This is a genomic window from Pseudoclavibacter helvolus, from assembly GCF_014191305.1.
Taxonomy (GTDB): domain Bacteria; phylum Actinomycetota; class Actinomycetes; order Actinomycetales; family Microbacteriaceae; genus Pseudoclavibacter; species Pseudoclavibacter helvolus.
In genome coordinates this window covers 642,865-658,358 of record NZ_JACHWJ010000001.1, presented here as the reverse complement: position 1 = coordinate 658,358, position 15,494 = coordinate 642,865, and the positions used below count along the sequence as shown (strand labels likewise).

18 protein-coding genes are annotated in these 15,494 nt (G+C 65.8%); 12 read left to right on the top strand and 6 right to left on the bottom strand.

Translation table 11 applies throughout. From position 1 onward, the window contains the following. Positions 1 to 7 precede the first annotated feature (7 nt). From sufB to FHX72_RS02965, 6 genes are all read left to right on the top strand, one after another. On the top strand, positions 8 to 1,426 hold the full coding sequence (gene sufB / locus FHX72_RS02990; RefSeq protein WP_068482031.1) for a Fe-S cluster assembly protein SufB: 1,419 nt from the start codon (positions 8 to 10) through the stop codon (positions 1,424 to 1,426). Continuing rightward, positions 1,427 to 2,632 (top strand): Fe-S cluster assembly protein SufD, encoded by a 1,206-nt coding sequence (sufD, locus tag FHX72_RS02985; protein WP_183622956.1) that lies wholly within the window; start codon positions 1,427 to 1,429, stop codon positions 2,630 to 2,632. After that, on the top strand, positions 2,629 to 2,961 hold the full coding sequence (locus FHX72_RS02980) for a non-heme iron oxygenase ferredoxin subunit (protein WP_183622954.1): 333 nt from the start codon (positions 2,629 to 2,631) through the stop codon (positions 2,959 to 2,961). The genes sufD and FHX72_RS02980 overlap by 4 nt, the downstream gene beginning before the upstream one ends. Positions 2,962 to 2,964: 3 nt before the next feature. Then, positions 2,965 to 3,729, top strand: a complete 765-nt coding sequence (sufC, locus tag FHX72_RS02975; protein WP_068481926.1) for a Fe-S cluster assembly ATPase SufC — start codon at positions 2,965 to 2,967, stop codon at positions 3,727 to 3,729. Positions 3,730 to 3,738: 9 nt separating this feature from the next. Beyond that, complete coding sequence (locus FHX72_RS02970) at positions 3,739 to 4,071, top strand: metal-sulfur cluster assembly factor (protein WP_068481929.1); 333 nt, start codon at positions 3,739 to 3,741, stop codon at positions 4,069 to 4,071. Positions 4,072 to 4,242: 171 nt separating this feature from the next. Beyond that, on the top strand, positions 4,243 to 5,841 hold the full coding sequence (locus FHX72_RS02965; protein WP_068481932.1) for an ABC-F family ATP-binding cassette domain-containing protein: 1,599 nt from the start codon (positions 4,243 to 4,245) through the stop codon (positions 5,839 to 5,841). A 92-nt stretch (positions 5,842 to 5,933) separates the two neighbouring features. Here FHX72_RS02965 and FHX72_RS02960 read toward each other — a convergent pair whose 3' ends face one another. The 3 genes from FHX72_RS02960 to FHX72_RS02950 are packed head-to-tail and all read right to left on the bottom strand — an operon-like array spanning position 5,934 to position 7,331. Next, positions 5,934 to 6,788 carry an SURF1 family cytochrome oxidase biogenesis protein gene (locus tag FHX72_RS02960; protein ID WP_183622952.1) on the bottom strand — a complete coding sequence of 285 codons (855 nt, stop codon included), beginning with the start codon at positions 6,786 to 6,788 and terminating at the stop codon, positions 5,934 to 5,936. Next, complete coding sequence (locus tag FHX72_RS02955) at positions 6,785 to 7,063, bottom strand: acetone carboxylase (RefSeq protein WP_235812763.1); 279 nt, start codon at positions 7,061 to 7,063, stop codon at positions 6,785 to 6,787. Before FHX72_RS02955 ends, FHX72_RS02960 begins: the two co-directional genes overlap by 4 nt. Beyond that, on the bottom strand, positions 7,056 to 7,331 hold the full coding sequence (locus FHX72_RS02950; protein WP_156475790.1) for a DUF3099 domain-containing protein: 276 nt from the start codon (positions 7,329 to 7,331) through the stop codon (positions 7,056 to 7,058). The genes FHX72_RS02955 and FHX72_RS02950 overlap by 8 nt, the downstream gene beginning before the upstream one ends. 80 nt (positions 7,332 to 7,411) lie before the next feature. On the opposite strand from FHX72_RS02950, the gene FHX72_RS02945 reads away from it, so the two are divergent. Next, on the top strand, positions 7,412 to 8,122 hold the full coding sequence (locus FHX72_RS02945; protein ID WP_183622950.1) for a beta-ketoacyl-ACP reductase: 711 nt from the start codon (positions 7,412 to 7,414) through the stop codon (positions 8,120 to 8,122). Between the two features lie 82 nt (positions 8,123 to 8,204). On the opposite strand, the gene serB is transcribed toward FHX72_RS02945, so the two are convergent. Together serB and FHX72_RS02935 are read right to left on the bottom strand one after the other, a co-directional pair. Further along, complete coding sequence (gene serB, locus FHX72_RS02940; RefSeq protein ID WP_338110026.1) at positions 8,205 to 8,864, bottom strand: phosphoserine phosphatase SerB; 660 nt, start codon at positions 8,862 to 8,864, stop codon at positions 8,205 to 8,207. Continuing rightward, complete coding sequence (locus FHX72_RS02935; protein WP_183622948.1) at positions 8,861 to 10,102, bottom strand: glucose-1-phosphate adenylyltransferase; 1,242 nt, start codon at positions 10,100 to 10,102, stop codon at positions 8,861 to 8,863. The genes serB and FHX72_RS02935 overlap by 4 nt, the downstream gene beginning before the upstream one ends. Before the next feature lie 47 nt (positions 10,103 to 10,149). On the opposite strand from FHX72_RS02935, the gene glgA reads away from it, so the two are divergent. From glgA to FHX72_RS02920, 3 genes are all read left to right on the top strand, one after another. Further along, complete coding sequence (gene glgA / locus FHX72_RS02930; protein WP_068481952.1) at positions 10,150 to 11,334, top strand: glycogen synthase; 1,185 nt, start codon at positions 10,150 to 10,152, stop codon at positions 11,332 to 11,334. 50 nt (positions 11,335 to 11,384) lie between these two features. Beyond that, positions 11,385 to 12,170, top strand: a complete 786-nt coding sequence (locus tag FHX72_RS02925) for an ABC transporter ATP-binding protein (RefSeq protein ID WP_068481955.1) — start codon at positions 11,385 to 11,387, stop codon at positions 12,168 to 12,170. An 88-nt stretch (positions 12,171 to 12,258) separates the two neighbouring features. Continuing rightward, the gene (locus tag FHX72_RS02920) at positions 12,259 to 12,519 is read left to right on the top strand and encodes a type B 50S ribosomal protein L31 (RefSeq protein WP_068481959.1); all 261 of its coding nucleotides are present in this window, start codon (positions 12,259 to 12,261) and stop codon (positions 12,517 to 12,519) included. A gap of 138 nt (positions 12,520 to 12,657) precedes the next feature. On the opposite strand, the gene FHX72_RS02915 is transcribed toward FHX72_RS02920, so the two are convergent. Next, complete coding sequence (locus FHX72_RS02915; protein WP_068481962.1) at positions 12,658 to 13,353, bottom strand: exonuclease domain-containing protein; 696 nt, start codon at positions 13,351 to 13,353, stop codon at positions 12,658 to 12,660. Between the two features lie 106 nt (positions 13,354 to 13,459). On the opposite strand from FHX72_RS02915, the gene FHX72_RS02910 reads away from it, so the two are divergent. Together FHX72_RS02910 and FHX72_RS02905 are read left to right on the top strand one after the other, a co-directional pair. Further along, complete coding sequence (locus FHX72_RS02910; protein WP_183622946.1) at positions 13,460 to 14,407, top strand: alpha/beta fold hydrolase; 948 nt, start codon at positions 13,460 to 13,462, stop codon at positions 14,405 to 14,407. After that, positions 14,404 to 15,483 (top strand): glycosyltransferase, encoded by a 1,080-nt coding sequence (locus tag FHX72_RS02905; RefSeq protein ID WP_183622944.1) that lies wholly within the window; start codon positions 14,404 to 14,406, stop codon positions 15,481 to 15,483. Before FHX72_RS02910 ends, FHX72_RS02905 begins: the two co-directional genes overlap by 4 nt. Positions 15,484 to 15,494: the final 11 nt, after the last annotated feature.

Here is a 15,494-nt window from a genome sequence, read left to right as displayed (position 1 = left end):
GGCAGACATGTCAGATGTCCTGATCGATCGCCCAGAACTCGAGGGCCTTGGCCGTTACGAGTTCGGCTGGGCTGACTCCGACGTAGCGGGATCATCCGCGAAGCGAGGCATCAACGATGCCGTCGTCGCCGATATCTCACGCTTGAAAGACGAGCCGGAGTGGATGCTCAAGACGCGTCTCAAGGGCTACAAGATGTTCGAGCGCAAGCCGATGCCGAACTGGGGAGCTGATCTCTCCGGCATCGACTTTGACAACATCAAGTACTTCGTTCGTTCGACGGAGAAGCAGGCCCAGACGTGGGAAGACCTGCCAGACGACATCAAGAACACGTACGAGAAGCTCGGCATCCCTGACGCTGAGCGCCAGCGCCTCGTCGCAGGCGTCGCGGCCCAGTACGAGTCCGAGGTCGTCTACCACCAGATCAACGAAGAGCTCGAGAAGCAGGGTGTCATCTTCATGGACACCGACACAGCGCTCCGCGAGCACCCGGAGTTCTTCGAGGAGTACTTCGGCACGGTCATCCCTTCGGGCGACAACAAGTTCGCGGCGCTCAACACAGCGGTGTGGTCTGGTGGCTCGTTCGTCTACGTGCCGAAGGGCGTCCACGTCGAGATCCCTCTGCAGGCCTACTTCCGCATCAACACGGAGAACATGGGTCAGTTCGAGCGAACGCTGATCATCGCCGACGAGGGCAGCTACGTGCACTACATCGAGGGCTGCACGGCTCCCATCTACAAGTCCGACTCCCTGCACTCGGCGGTCGTCGAGATCATCGTGAAGAAGAACGCACGCGTTCGCTACACGACGATCCAGAACTGGTCGAACAACGTCTACAACCTCGTCACGAAACGCGCGATCGCCGAAGAGGGCGCGACGATGGAGTGGGTCGACGGCAACATCGGCTCCAAGGTCACGATGAAGTACCCGTCGATCTACCTGGTCGGCGAGCACGCCAAGGGCGAGACCATGTCGGTGGCCTTCGCTGGTCCCGGCCAGCACCAGGACGCCGGCGCCAAGATGATCCACATGGCGCCGTACACGCAGTCGTCGATCACGTCGAAGTCGATCGCGCGAGGTGGGGGACGAGCCGGCTACCGAGGCGAGGTCCGCATCGATGCCAAGGCGCACCACTCCTCGAACAGCGTGGTCTGCGACGCACTGCTTGTCGACACGCAGTCGCGCTCCGACACGTACCCCGCGATCGACATCCGGGTGGACGACGTCCAGCTCGGCCACGAGGCGACCGTCACGAAGGTGTCGGAGGAGCAGCTCTTCTACCTCATGAGCCGTGGCCTCCCTGAGACCGAGGCGATGGCCATGATCGTGCGCGGGTTCATCGAGCCCATCGCGCGAGAGCTGCCGATGGAGTACGCGCTGGAACTCAACAAGCTCATCGAGATGAGCATGGAAGGATCGGTCGGCTAGATGACGACGCAGGTGACGAGCGAGCAGATCAACCCGCTCGGTCTCAACAAGCACAGCCACGGGCCAGGCTCCGAGGTCCCGGTGCAGACGAGGTCGGAGCGATTCACCTCCTTCGACTTCGCCGACTTCGCGCCGCTCAGCGGCCGCGAGATCGAGTGGAAGTACACCCCCGTCGCGAAGCTCGACGCGCTTATCAACGGCGAGCTCGTAGCAAGCCATTCCGAACTCGAGTTCGCGGAGACCGACGGTGTCACCGTGAGCTGGATTCCTCGTTCGGATGCGCGGATCGGCTCTGCCGGCAAGCCAGAGGACCGCGCGTCGGCCAATGCCTGGACGAACTTCGAGGAGGCGCTCCTCGTCGAGGTCTCTGGTGAGGACGACAAGCAGTTTGTCCTCGACCGCAAGGGCTTCGGCTCGGCGGCTTCGGCCGCCCACGTCGTGGTTGACATCAAGCCGCACGCCAGGGGCCTCATCATCCTGCGCCACACGGGGGAGGCGACGGTCGCCGAGAACGTCGAGATCCTCGTGGGTGACGGCGCGAACGTCACGGTCGTCTCCATGCAGGAGTGGGAAGACTCGGCACAGCACCTCTCGACGCACTTCGTCTCGGTGGGCCGGGACGCGTTCATCAAGCACATCGTGGTCTCGCTCGGAGGCGGCATCGTCCGCCTGAACCCGACGCTTCAGCTCAACGCGCAGGGCGCCGACGGCGAGCTCTACGGCCTCTACTACTCAGATGCGGGGCAGCACCTCGAGCACCAGGTCTTCGTTGACCACAACGCTCCGCACACTCGCAGCCGCGTCAACTACAAGGGCGCTCTGCAGGGCCAAGGCGCCAGGGCCGTGTGGATCGGGGATGTCCTCATCCGCCGCAACGCGCCTGGCACCGACTCCTACGAGCAGAACCGCAACCTCGTGCTCTCCGAAGGCACCCGCGCCGACTCCGTCCCGAACCTGGAGATCGAGACCGGAGACATCGAGGGGGCTGGCCACGCTTCCGCCACGGGTCGCTTCGACGACGAGCAGCTCTTCTACCTGATGAGCCGCGGAATCTCCGAGGCCATGAGTCGCCGACTCGTCGTGCACGGCTTCCTCAACGAGATCGTTCAGCAGATCGGCAACGAGGAGATCGCCACCCACCTGCGGGACGCGCTCGAACGCGAGCTCAACGAGGGTGCAAGCCCTCTGCTCGTCGCTGAGCGATGACCTCGGTGCGTCTCTGCGCGGCAGACGACGTGAAAGTCGAGGCGCCTCAGCGCTTCGAGATCGAGGGTCAGGCCATCTGCGTCGTCCGAGACTCGGCCGGTGAGCTCTTCGCTCTCGGGGACCGGTGCTCGCACGGAGACATCTCGCTCGCCGAGGGCTTCGTGGAGGACGACTCGATCGAATGCTGGGCGCATGGCTCTCAGTTCTCGCTCAAGACCGGTTGGCCCCGCAGCCTCCCCGCCTACGAACCAGTGCCCGTGTACCGCATCCAGGTGCAAGAGGGCGACATCTACATCGACCCCACTCCAATCTTCGAGGAGAAGAGCTAGCACATGTCCACGCTGCAGATATCCGACCTCCACGTCACGGTCGAAACCGACCAGGGCACCAAGGAAATCCTCCGCGGTGTCGACCTGACGATCAACAAGGGTGAGATCCACGCCATCATGGGGCCGAACGGCTCCGGCAAGTCGACTCTCGCCTACACGATCGCGGGCCACCCGAAGTACGAGGTGACCAGCGGCTCGATCACGCTCGACGGCGAGGACGTCCTCGAGATGTCCGTCGACGAGCGCGCCAAGGCTGGGCTCTTCCTCGCGATGCAGTACCCCGTCGAGATCCCGGGTGTCACGGTCGCCAACTTCCTCCGCACGGCGAAGACCGCCGTTGCGGGCGAGGCTCCGCCCCTGCGCCCGTGGCTCAAGGAGGTCAAGGCGTCCATGGCTGCACTCCGCATGGACCCGGTGTTCTCCGAGCGCAACGTCAACGAAGGCTTCTCCGGCGGAGAGAAGAAGCGCAACGAGATCCTCCAGCTCGAGCTCCTCAAGCCGAAGTTCGCCGTGCTCGACGAGACCGACTCTGGCCTGGACGTGGATGCGCTGCGCATCGTGTCCGAGGGCGTCAACCGCGTCAAGGAGAACACCGGCCTCGGTGTGCTTCTGATCACGCACTACACGCGCATCCTCCGCTACATCAAGCCGGACTTCGTGCACGTGTTCGTCGCGGGCAAGGTCGCAGACCAGGGCGGACCCGAGCTTGCCGACCGCCTCGAGAACGAGGGCTACGACCGCTACCTCGCGCAGCAGGTCGAGGCGTAGGATTTCGCCATGGCACTGACGACACTCGAAGCGACACGCTACGACGAGATCGAAGAGGCGCTCAAGGAGGTCGTTGACCCGGAGCTCGGCGTCAACATCGTCGACCTGGGACTCATCTACGACCTGAACTGGGACGACGACTCCGACGCGCTCGTCATCTCGATGACGCTCACTTCGGCGGGTTGCCCGCTTACCGACGTCATCGAGTCCGAGACGGCACAGGCACTCGATGGCGCGGTTGAGCGTTTCGTCATCAACTGGGTCTGGATGCCGCCGTGGGGACCTGAGAAGATCACGGACGACGGGCGCGACATGATGCGCGCACTCGGCTTCAACATCTGACCGACGCCCTGACTGCGAAGAGCCCCGCCCCGGCGGGGCTCTTCCGCGTCTCGTCTAGACTAGGGAGGTTGTCGGTTCCGGGGCAGCCCCGGTTGCTTCCGAGGCCAGACCCGATCGTCCTCGGCTCCTCACCACAGAACTCTCCCGCACCCCACCGAATGGACTCACTTCTTGCTCGCCGTACATGACCTCGAAATCACCATGGGTGCCCGCACCCTCATGTCGGGAGTCGACTTTCGTGTTGCCGCTGGCGACAAGATCGGCCTCGTTGGCCGAAACGGTGCCGGTAAGACGACGCTGACCAAGATCCTGGCGGGGGACACCTTGCCGACCGCTGGCAAGATCGAGCGGCGTGGAGAGATCGGCTACCTGCCGCAGGACCCGCGCAGCGGCGACCCGACGCAGACGGCTCGCACGCGCATCCTTGACGCCAGAGGGCTCGGAGAGCTCCGTCTCGGCATCGACGAGGCAACGGTGGCCATGGCGGAAGGCAGCCCCGCCGAGCAGGAAGCCGCGATGAAGAAGTACTCGCGCCTCGACGATCGCTTCCTCGCGCTCGGCGGCTACGCTGCCGAAGCCGAGGCCGCCGCGATCGCCAGCAACCTGAAGCTGCCTGACCGCATCCTCGACCAGGAACTGCAGACACTCTCCGGTGGACAGCGTCGACGCATCGAACTCGCGCGCATCCTGTTCTCCGGCGCTGAGACGATGCTCCTCGACGAGCCCACGAACCACCTCGACATCGACTCGGTGATCTGGCTTCGCGAGTTCCTCAAGGGCTACTCGGGCGGGCTCATCGTGATCTCCCACGACGTCGAGCTCGTGGGGGACACCGTCAACCGCGTGTTCTACCTCGACGCCAACCGGCAGGTCATCGACGTCTACAACATGGGCTGGAAGCACTACCTGCGCCAGCGGGAGGCCGACCAGGAGCGCCGCAAGAAAGAGCGCGCGAACATCGAGAAGAAGGCGACAGTGCTCCAGCAGCAGGCCGCCAAGTTCGGCGCCAAGGCAACGAAGGCCACCGCGGCGCACCAGATGGCCCGACGCGCCGAAAAGATGCTCTCTGGGCTCGAGGAGGTTCGCGTCGCAGACCGCGTCGCAAAGCTCCGCTTCCCGACGCCCGCCGCGTGCGGCAAGACGCCGCTGCGCGCCTCCAACCTCTCGAAGTCGTACGGCTCGCTCGAGATCTTCACCGCCGTCGATCTCGCCATCGACCGCGGATCGCGCGTCGTCATCCTCGGCCTCAACGGAGCGGGAAAGACGACGCTCCTGCGGATGCTCGCCGGCGTCGACGAGCCAGACACGGGTGCGCTCGAGCCAGGGCACGGCCTCAAGATTGGCTACTACGCCCAGGAACACGAGACGCTCGACGTCGCCCGCAGCGTGCTGCAGAACATGGTGAGCGTCTCAAGCCATCTCACGGAGACCGAGGCGCGCAAGGTGCTCGGCTCGTTCCTGTTCTCGGGAGACGACGTGCACAAGCCCGCGGGCGTCCTGTCCGGAGGGGAGAAGACCAGGCTCGCGCTGGCGATGCTCGTCGTATCCAGTGCCAACGTGCTCCTCCTCGACGAGCCCACGAACAACCTGGACCCGCTCAGCCGAGAGCAGATCCTCGACGCCCTCGCTCACTACGAGGGCTCTGTCGTGCTGGTCAGCCACGACGAGGGCGCCGTTGCGGCGCTCAACCCCGAACGTGTGCTCATCATGCCGGACGGCGTCGAAGACCACTGGACGCCCGACTACTTCGACCTCATCACGATGAACTAGCCGGTACCTGCCACGGCTCCGCGCCGCAGCACGAAGCGCATGCTCCCACTCGGGGCATGCGCTTCGCTGTATGCGCGGTTGCCCGCGCCGGTTCAGCCGCCAGCGCGGTCGAGGAGCTCGTCCTCGATCTCGGCGTCAGTCTTCCGACGCTTCCCGGCTCGCTCACGTTCGCGGGCAATGGCCTGGCGGACCTTGGGATCATCGGGGTTGCGGTCGCGGTACTCGGCGCGCAGTCCGAAGATGAGGCCGAGCAGCGCGATGATCGCGAAGATGATCCACTGGAACGCGTAGGAGAGGTGGTTGCCCTCCGTCAGCGCGGGCTTGGCCGTGAGCGCGCCGGTCTCCGTCGCTGGGCGCTCGGCGGACAGCAGGCCGTAGGCGCCCGTGTAGACGCGGTCGGTGCCGAGCTCATCCGCGAACTGCGGCAGGTGGATGGTCGCGATCTGACCGGCGGGGGCGCTGCGGCCTGGGATCTCCGGCTCGCCAGGCTTGAGGCGCGCCACGACCGTGACGTCCCCTGCAGGGGCCGCTGGCACGTGATCGGGGGAGTCCTGCGCGTCGCCCGTCGGGATCCAGCCGCGGTTCACGATGAACACGCGGCCGTCCTCGGTCTCGAACGGCGTCAGGATCTCGAAGCCGGGGAGGCCGTTGTGCGGGCGTGACCTCGCGAGCAGCTGCTCGTCAGTGAGGTACCTGCCCTCCATCAACACGGGCGTCCACTCCTGATTGATCGTGAAGTCGTCGAGTGCGGCGAGCTCGTCCTCGAGCGGCACGGGTTCACGGTCGAAGTTGCCCGTGATGCGAGCGTTCTCGGAGACGCGCTCGTCGCGACGCTCGAACTGCCAGTGGCTCAGGAAGCCGCACGCTATGGCGAACACGATGAGCAGCCCGAGGTAGCCGAGCCAGCGCTTCGAGAATGCGAAACGCCAGCGACGCTCGCCGCTCACGCGTGCCCGTCCACGTCATCGAGAGGGCCAGCCGAAATCGGGGAGGCCGCTACCGGGAAGTCACGCTGGCGGAGGAACCCCTCCAAGTAGCCAGCGTGCTCGTCGCACGCGAGCCAGACCTTGCGACGCGACTCGTCGTGGATGCGAGGGTTCCGCCACACGAGTCGAGTCGTCGCGTCAGCGCCGCACGCCGCGCGCGAGCAGCGCGGCTCTGCCTCGACGGCGCCAAGGCCGCCGCTCTGCAGCGCGCCGAGCAGGTCGAATCCGTCACGCATCCGGCTTACCTCGGCGCTGCAGGAAGTTGGGCCGCTCGACCTTGCGCGTGCGGCGCTGAGTCGCGGCGTTGGCGATGACGACGGCGAAGTAGGGCAGGAAGATGGCACCGGCTGCGAAGACGAACATCCAAGGTCCCCGCACCCAGATGAGCGCGACGAAGCAGGCCACCCTGATGAGCATCATGATGGTGTACTTCTTCATGCGGGCGGCGCGCTCGTCGTACTCGCTGACCGCCATGGAGGTGACGTTCGTTGTAGTTGATCGCACGGTGGCAGGTGCTCCTCTCGGCGATCTGATCAGCTTACTCCTCGCCCCTAGACTGGAGCGAACCGTCTCAAGGGAGCAGCATGACCCAAAGAACCGTCCTCGTCACGGGAGGAAACCGCGGCATCGGCTTCGCCATCGCCGCACACTTCGTCAGCCTGGGGCACCGCGTCGCGGTGACCTCGCGCTCGGGGGAGGGCGGGCCGGAGGGCTCCCTCACCGTGCAGGCCGACGTCACTGACTCGGCTAGCGTCGACGCTGCCTTCAAGGCGGTCGAGCAGGAGTTCGGCGCCGTCGAGGTGCTCATCGCCAACGCCGGCATCACGAAGGACAACCTGCTCCTCCGCATGTCCGAGGATGACTTCCAGCAGGTCATCGACACCAACCTCACCGGCGTCTTCCGCGTACTGAAGCGCTCGTCGAAGGGCATGCTCAAGGCACGCTTCGGTCGCGTCATCTTCATCTCGAGCGTCGTGGGGCTCTTCGGCTCACCGGGCCAGATCAATTACTCCTCCGCGAAGGCGGGCCTCGTCGGCATGGCGCGTTCACTGACCCGTGAACTCGGTTCGCGCGGCATCACGGCCAACGTCATCGCCCCCGGGTTCATCGAGACAGAGATGACCGCCGTGCTCCCCGAGGAGACGAAGAAGGAATACCTCTCGCAGATTCCGGCCGCGCGCTACGGCAGCGTCGGCGAGATCGCGAAGACGGCAGCTTGGCTCGCGAGCGACGACGCGGGGTACATCTCAGGTGCCGTCATTCCGGTCGACGGCGGGCTCGGCATGGGGCACTAGCGAGCGGCGTCTCGCCGAGAGCACAGACGAAGGGCCGACCGGATGCGCGCATCCGCGCGGCCCTTCTCCTGTCGTTCTTGCTTCAGCCTGCCAGACCGAGCACGTGCAGCACTTGCCGCATGTCACGGTCAGGGAGACTCACATGAGCTTGCTCGCGCACCACGGGCTTCGCGTCGAACGCAACCGAGAGTCCTGCGGCCGACATCATCCCGAGGTCGTTGGCCCCGTCGCCGATCGCGACCGTGCGCGATGGGTCGACACCGAGTTCTTCCGCCCATTCGAGCAGCGTCTCGCGCTTCGCCTCACGGCCGATGATGGGACCGGAGACCCGACCTGTGAGCTTTCCGTCGGAGATCTCGAACCGATTGGCGCGCCACCGATCGAGCCCGAGCCTGTCGGCGAGCTCATCGAGGATTTCGTGGAACCCGCCCGACACGGCTGCGATGTACCCCCCGGCATCGTGTACGCCGGCAACGAGCTCTGGTACGCCCTCGGTGACGACGACCCGATCGACGACCGACGCGACGTCAGCCGCGGAGACGCCCTCGAGCAACGCCACGCGATGACGCAGGCTCTCCTCGAAATCGAGTTCGCCAGCCATGGCCCGCTCGGTGACCTCGGTCACCTCTGCGGTCACACCGGCGTAGTCGGCGATCAGCTCGATGACCTCGTCCTCGATCAGGGTCGAGTCCACGTCGAGGAGCACCAGGAACGGGGCGCGAGCGGCCGTGCCCGACGTCACGGCTCGACGATCCCGAACTTCTCCACGACCGTGAGGCCAGAATCGGTGACCGTGAACCCGCGGCGAAGGTCGTGCTCACGGTCGACGCCGACAGAGGCGCCTTCCTTGACGATGACGTTCTTGTCCAGGATCGCGCGCCGCACCACGGCACCTGCCTGCACGTTCACTCGGTCGAAGAGGATGGAGTCGACGACTGCGGCCCCAGACTCGACCTTGTCCCACGGCCCGAGCACGCTTCGCTCGATGTGCGCACCCGAGATGACCGAGCCGAGCGAGATGATCGAGTCGATCATGGTTCCCGTCGAGCCACGGCTGTCGCGGACGAACTTCGCGGGTGGCGAGTTCAGCTGCTGCGCGAAGATCGGCCACTTCTCGTTGTACAGGTTGAAGATCGGCAGCGTGGAGATGAGGTCAATGTGCGCGTCGTAGAACGAGTCGATCGTGCCGACGTCGCGCCAGTAGTCGCGGTCGCGCTCGGTGGATCCGGGAACGACGTTGTCCTTGAGGTCGTAGACGCCGCAGTCACCCTGAGCGACGAAGCTCGGGATGATGTCACCGCCCATGTCGTGCTTCGAATCCTCGAGCGTGGAGTCGCGGATGACAGCCTCGACGAGCTTGTCTGCCGTGAAGACGTAGTTGCCCATTGAAGCGAGGATCTCGCCTGGGCTGTCGGGGAGTCCCTGCGCGTCCTCCGGCTTCTCGAGGAACTCGCGGATGAGCGTGCGGTCGTCCGGGTCGACGTCGATGACACCGAACTGGTCGGAGAGGGAGATCGGCTGCCGGATTGCGGCGACCGTCGCGCTGCGCCCTGACGCGATGTGCGCGTCGATCATCTGCGAGAAGTCCATGCGGTAGACGTGGTCTGCGCCGACCACGACGACGATGTCTGGCGACTCATCGTTGATGAGGTTCAGGCTCTGCCTGATGGCGTCGGCAGAACCGGAGAACCAGCGCTTGCCGAGCCGCTGCTGCGCCGGCACGGAGGCGACGTAGGAGTTGAGCATCGCAGGGAGGCGCCACGTGTGCGACACGTGTCTGTCCAGCGAATGGGACTTGTACTGCGTCAGGACGACGATCTTGTGAAGCCCGGAATTCACCAGGTTCGAGAGCGCGAAGTCAATGAGTCGATACTGGCCTGCGAAGGGCACAGCGGGCTTTGCCCGGTCTGCAGTGAGCGGCATGAGCCGCTTCCCCTCACCGCCAGCGAGAACGATGCCGAACACCTTTGCCTGTGACATGACTCAAGCTTAGGGGTTCACAGCCCCGCTGTACTACCGTGTAGCCCGTGAGAGTAGATCTGGTAACACGCGAGTATCCACCGGCCGTCTACGGCGGGGCAGGAGTCCACGTCACCGAGCTCGTCAAGGCGATGAGGCGCGACATCGATGTCAACGTCCGCTGCTTCGGCGAGGCCCGTGACGAGCAGCAGACGTACGCCTACACGACGCCACCGGCGCTGCGTTCCGCGAACCCCGCGCTCGGCTTCCTCGGCACCGACCTCGAGATCGCGAACGACATCGAGGGCGCCGATCTCGTGCACTCGCACACGTGGTACGCAAACGCCGCAGGCCATGTGGCGAAGCTCCTGCACGGCATCCCGCACGTCATCACCGCGCACAGCCTCGAACCGCTGCGTCCATGGAAAGCCGAACAGCTCGGCGGCGGATACCGCCTGTCAAGTTGGATCGAGCAGGTCTCGTACGAACACGCGGACCGCATCATCGCGGTGAGCCACGGGATGCGAGCCGACATTCTCCGCGCATACCCGAACCTCGACCCGGAGAAGGTCGAAGTGGTCTACAACGGCATCGACCTCGACACCTGGCAGCGAGTGGAAGATCCCGACGCGGCGCGCGAGCTCGGCATCGATCCCGATCGTCCGGCTGTTGTGTTCGTCGGCCGAATCACTCGACAGAAGGGGTTGCCGTACTTCCTGCGCGCCGTTCGGGAACTCCCACCAGAGGTACAGGTCATCCTGTGCGCCGGCGCTCCTGACACTCCGGAGATCGAAGCTGAGGTCTCCGGCCTCGTGGAGCAGCTCCAGACCGAACGCGATGGCGTCGTCTGGCTCGCACGGCACCTGAGCAAGCGAGAGATCATGACGGCCCTCTCCGCATCCACCGTGTTCGCCTGCCCGTCGATCTACGAGCCGCTCGGCATCGTGAACCTCGAGGCCATGGCTTGCGGCACCGCCGTCGTCGGCACCGCGACCGGTGGCATCCCCGAGGTCGTCGACGACGGCGTCACGGGACGGCTTGTGCCCATCGAGCAGGTCACCGACGGAACGGGAACGCCCGTCGACCCCGACAAGTTCGTCGCCGACCTCGCGAGAGTCCTGACGGAGGTCGTCAGCGACCCCGAGACGGCGGCACGCTACGGCAAGGCCGGACGGGAACGCGCCGAGCGCGAGTTCACGTGGCGCCGCATCAGCGACGAGACCATCGCGATCTACGACCAGCTCGTTGGCTGACGCGGTGCGCCGCCGAAGCCTGCACGTGAGCCGCGTTTAGGCTTAGGCATATGGCAACGGTTCTCGAATTCAACGACGCAACAGTCGTTCGCAACGGTCGTCCGATCCTCGACCATGTCACCTGGAACGTCGACGAGTCGGAGCGCTGGGCGGTGCTTGGCCCCAATGGGGCAGGCAAGTCCACGCTCCTCTCGCTGGCCTCTGCGACCCAGCACCCGACAACGGGGCAGGTCGACGTGCTCGGCGAGCGTCTCGGACGCACGAACGTCTTCGAGCTGCGCCCGCGCATCGGCGTCGCGTCCAGCGCCATGGCGCGCCGCATCCCGGGCGACGAGCGAGTCATCGACGTGGCACTCACCGCCTCCTACGCCGTCACGGGCAGGTGGAACGAGGACTACGAGGAGATCGACGAGCGGCGCGCGCAGCGGGTGCTCGAAGAGTGGAACCTCGGCGAATTCGCCGAGCGCGACTTCGGCACCCTGAGCGACGGCGAGCAGAAGCGCACGCTCATCGCACGGGCGATCATGACCGATCCCGAGCTGCTTCTGCTCGACGAGCCGAGCGCGTCCCTCGATCTCGGTTCGCGGGAGAACCTCCTCGCGGCGCTTTCCAGCTTCGCGCAGAGCGTGTACGCGCCAGCCATCGTCATGGTCACGCACCACGTCGAAGAGATTCCAGTGGGCATCACCCACGTGCTGCTGCTGCGCGAGGGCAAGGTCGTCACCGCTGGACCCATTGCCGAAGTGCTCACGAGCGCGAACCTCGAGACTACGTTCGGTCTTCCCCTGCACGTCACGAACGCGGACGGCCGTTACGCCGCCCGCGCGTCGAACTGACACCCACTCGTCCTCATCTGCTAAAGTTGTTCTTTGGCTCAGGACCCGTGGTCCGATTCTGCTCATCAAACTCGTTGAAGGAACCCTTATGAAGGCTGACGTCCACCCCACCTACAACACGGTGGTGTTCAACGACCTCGCATCGGGGGAGAAGTTCCTCACCCGTTCCACGGTCTCGAGCGCCAAGACGATCGAATGGGAAGACGGCAACACGTACCCAGTCATCGACGTGGAGATCTCCAGCGCTTCGCACCCGTTCTACACGGGCAAGCAGCGCATCATGGACTCGGCCGGTCGTGTCGAGAAGTTCAAGAACCGCTACGCAAAGTTCGGCGGCGGCAGCAAGTAGTCTCTCTGCATCGCAGACGAGCACCTGCTCACGCGAAAGGGCGGCACCGATTCGGTGCCGCCCTTTCGCGTCTCCTGCCGACTGCCGCGCGTCCCGCCGACCGGCCGACTTGAGCCGCAGTGCGGACGTGCCAGAGGCTCAGGGAGCCGTGCGCACGGGCCACGCGCCGTCGGCGGTGAAGTCTGGGTCGCGGTTCGCCCGCATGTAGGCCTCGAAGTCCCGAGCCTGATCTGCCGCCCACGTGATCTGCTTCGTGTGCAGCTCCGGCAGCGGGATGCCGAGCTCGGACGGGTACTTCGCGGCGAGGGCAAGCGCGAGCTGACCAGCCGCGACGGCGTCGTCACCTGCGGAGTGGGCGTCGATGAGCTCGATGCCGTAGAAAATCGACGTGTCCGTGAGCGTCCGCTTTCCCTTTCGGTAGCGGTCGAGCGCGCGGTCGATGACCAGAGGATCGACGACCTGCTCGGTGAACACGACCGGCTCGATGCCGTGACGCGCGCACTCCCGAGCGAACAGAGTGAGGTCGTATGGTGCGTTGTAGATGACCAGGGGAACCCGGTGCCTCGCTATCCAGTCGAGGGCTGCACGAAGCTCCGTGACGACTTCCAGAGCTGGGCGACCTTCGGCCTGCGCGATCTCCGTCGTGATGCCGTGCACCGCGGCGGCGCGCTCCGGGATGGGCATACCAGGGTCAGCGAGCCAGTCCGTTCCGCGCTCGACGGTGCCTTCGCCGTCGATCAGGCCGACGAAGGCCGTGACGATCCGGTCATTCTCGACGTCGATGCCCGTCGTCTCGAGGTCGAACACCGCGATCCGCTTCGTCCACTCGGTCATTGCTTCCTCATCCCACCTCGAAGTCATCTTGCAGACGCAGGTTCCCCGCCGGAGCACGGACGCGCCTGAGCACGGCCTCCCGCCCTGCTCGGTACACTCTTGCACGATGCCTTCCTCAGCTCTCGCAGCCACTCCTGAGTCCCCGTCGCTCGCCCACACGACGCACGTCCTCGGCTCAGAGTGCGCCTGGTGGGAGATCGGCCCCGCCGCCGCTGACGCAGCGGCGACCGTCGTGCTGGTGCATGGCTTCCGGGGCACCCACCACGGGCTCCTTCCGGTCGTCGAGCGACTCCCGCGGGTTCGCTTCATCGCGCCCGACCTGCCAGGGTTCGGCGCGTCGGCACCGCTCGAGCGTGGCCACTCGCTCGACGACTACTCGGCCTGGCTCGAGGCCTTCCTCGAGCAGGTCGACCCCGCGGGCGACGCGATCGTCCTCGGTCATTCGTTCGGCTCGCTCGTGATCTCCCGCAGGCAAGCCGCCATCGGCGAGCGTCGCCTCGTCCTGGTCAACCCCATCGCGTCGCCCGCCTTGGAAGGACCGCAGGCGATCCTGACGAGGCTCGCGATTTTCTACTACTGGCTCGGCTCCCGCCTCCCCGCGCCTGCCGGTCAACTCCTCCTGTCCCATCCGCTCATCACGCGCGTCATGAGCGAGGTCATGGCCAAGACCAAGTCGAAGCCGCTGCGGGCCTGGATCCACGCCGAGCACGAGCGCCACTTCTCTGACTTCTCCGACCGGGACACGCTCCTCGCGGCCTTCAGAGCATCCGTGTCCGATTCCGTGCTCGCGCATGCAACCGAGCTCCCGTCATCCACCGTGCTCATCGCAGGTGCGCTCGACGACATCGCGCCGCTCGAGGCGCAACTCGAGCTCGCCCGGGTCGCGGACCTGCCGCTGCATGTCATCGCGGGCACGGGCCACCTCGTGCACTACGAGACTCCCATCGCTGCGGCCCGCCTCATCTCCACCTTCATCGACGGCGAGACAGGCATCGACGGCGAGACAGGCATCAACGAAGCACGGGTCGAGGACGACGCGGAGCGGACGAGGTGAAGCTCCTCTTCGACTGCCGCTACGTGCGCATAGACCGCCACGACGGCATCTCCCGATACTCTGCAGAGCTCGTTCGAGCGCTCTCCGCCCTGCACCCAGTGACCATGCTCATCTCGGACGAACGGCAGCTACCGATGCTGCCCGACCTGCCACACGAGCTCATCAGCGCGCCCACCTCGGCCGTCGAGCCGCTCGTAGCCAGACAGGTGAACCGCCTGGACCCTGACGTCGTCGTGAGCCCGATGCAGACGATGGGCTCGATCGGGCGCGACTACGGCCTCATCCTGACGATCCACGACCTCATCTACTACGAGCACCCGAAACCGCCGCAGTTCCTGCCCTGGTACGTCCGGGCACTGTGGCGCGTCTACCACCTGTCCTTCTGGCCGCAGCGGCTGCTCCTGCGAGGCGCCGACCAGGTGGCGGTCGTCTCGGCGACAACCCGCGAGCTGTTGCGCGCCAACAGGCTGACTCGAAAACCGATCCCGCTCGTTCCCAACGCACCCGACCCCGCGTTCGCCTCCGCCCCCAGATCGACGCCCCCGAGCGAGCCGAACCTCGTCTACATGGGTTCGTTCATGCCGTACAAGAACGTGGAGACGCTCGCTCGCGCCATGCGGGACCTGCCTGGCTGGCGCCTCCACCTCTGCTCGAAGGCGGATGCACGCACGCTGGCCGAGCTCGAGGCGATCGCACCCGCAGGATCGATCGTCGCCCACCAGGGAGTCAGCGACGAAGAGTACCGGTCGCTCCTCCACGGAGCGACAGCGCTCGTGACGGCCTCGAAGAGCGAGGGCTTCGGGCTCCCGCTCGTGGAAGCGATGTCTGCGGGCACGCCCATCCTGGTGAGCGACACCCCGATCTTCAGAGAGGTCGGCGGAACCGCGGCCCGGTACTTCCCTGCGGACGATGCCGGTCTGCTGGCCACCATGGCCAGGCGGCTCCAGAACGATCCCGCGGCGTGGAGCGCCGCGTCGGAAGCAGGAGTGGGGCGGGCGGGGGAGTACGCGTGGGAGCGCTCGGCCTCCGAGCTGCTCGAGGCGTGCCGACAGGTAGCCGAGCTGCGCCGCGCCTGACAGCTCGGCGC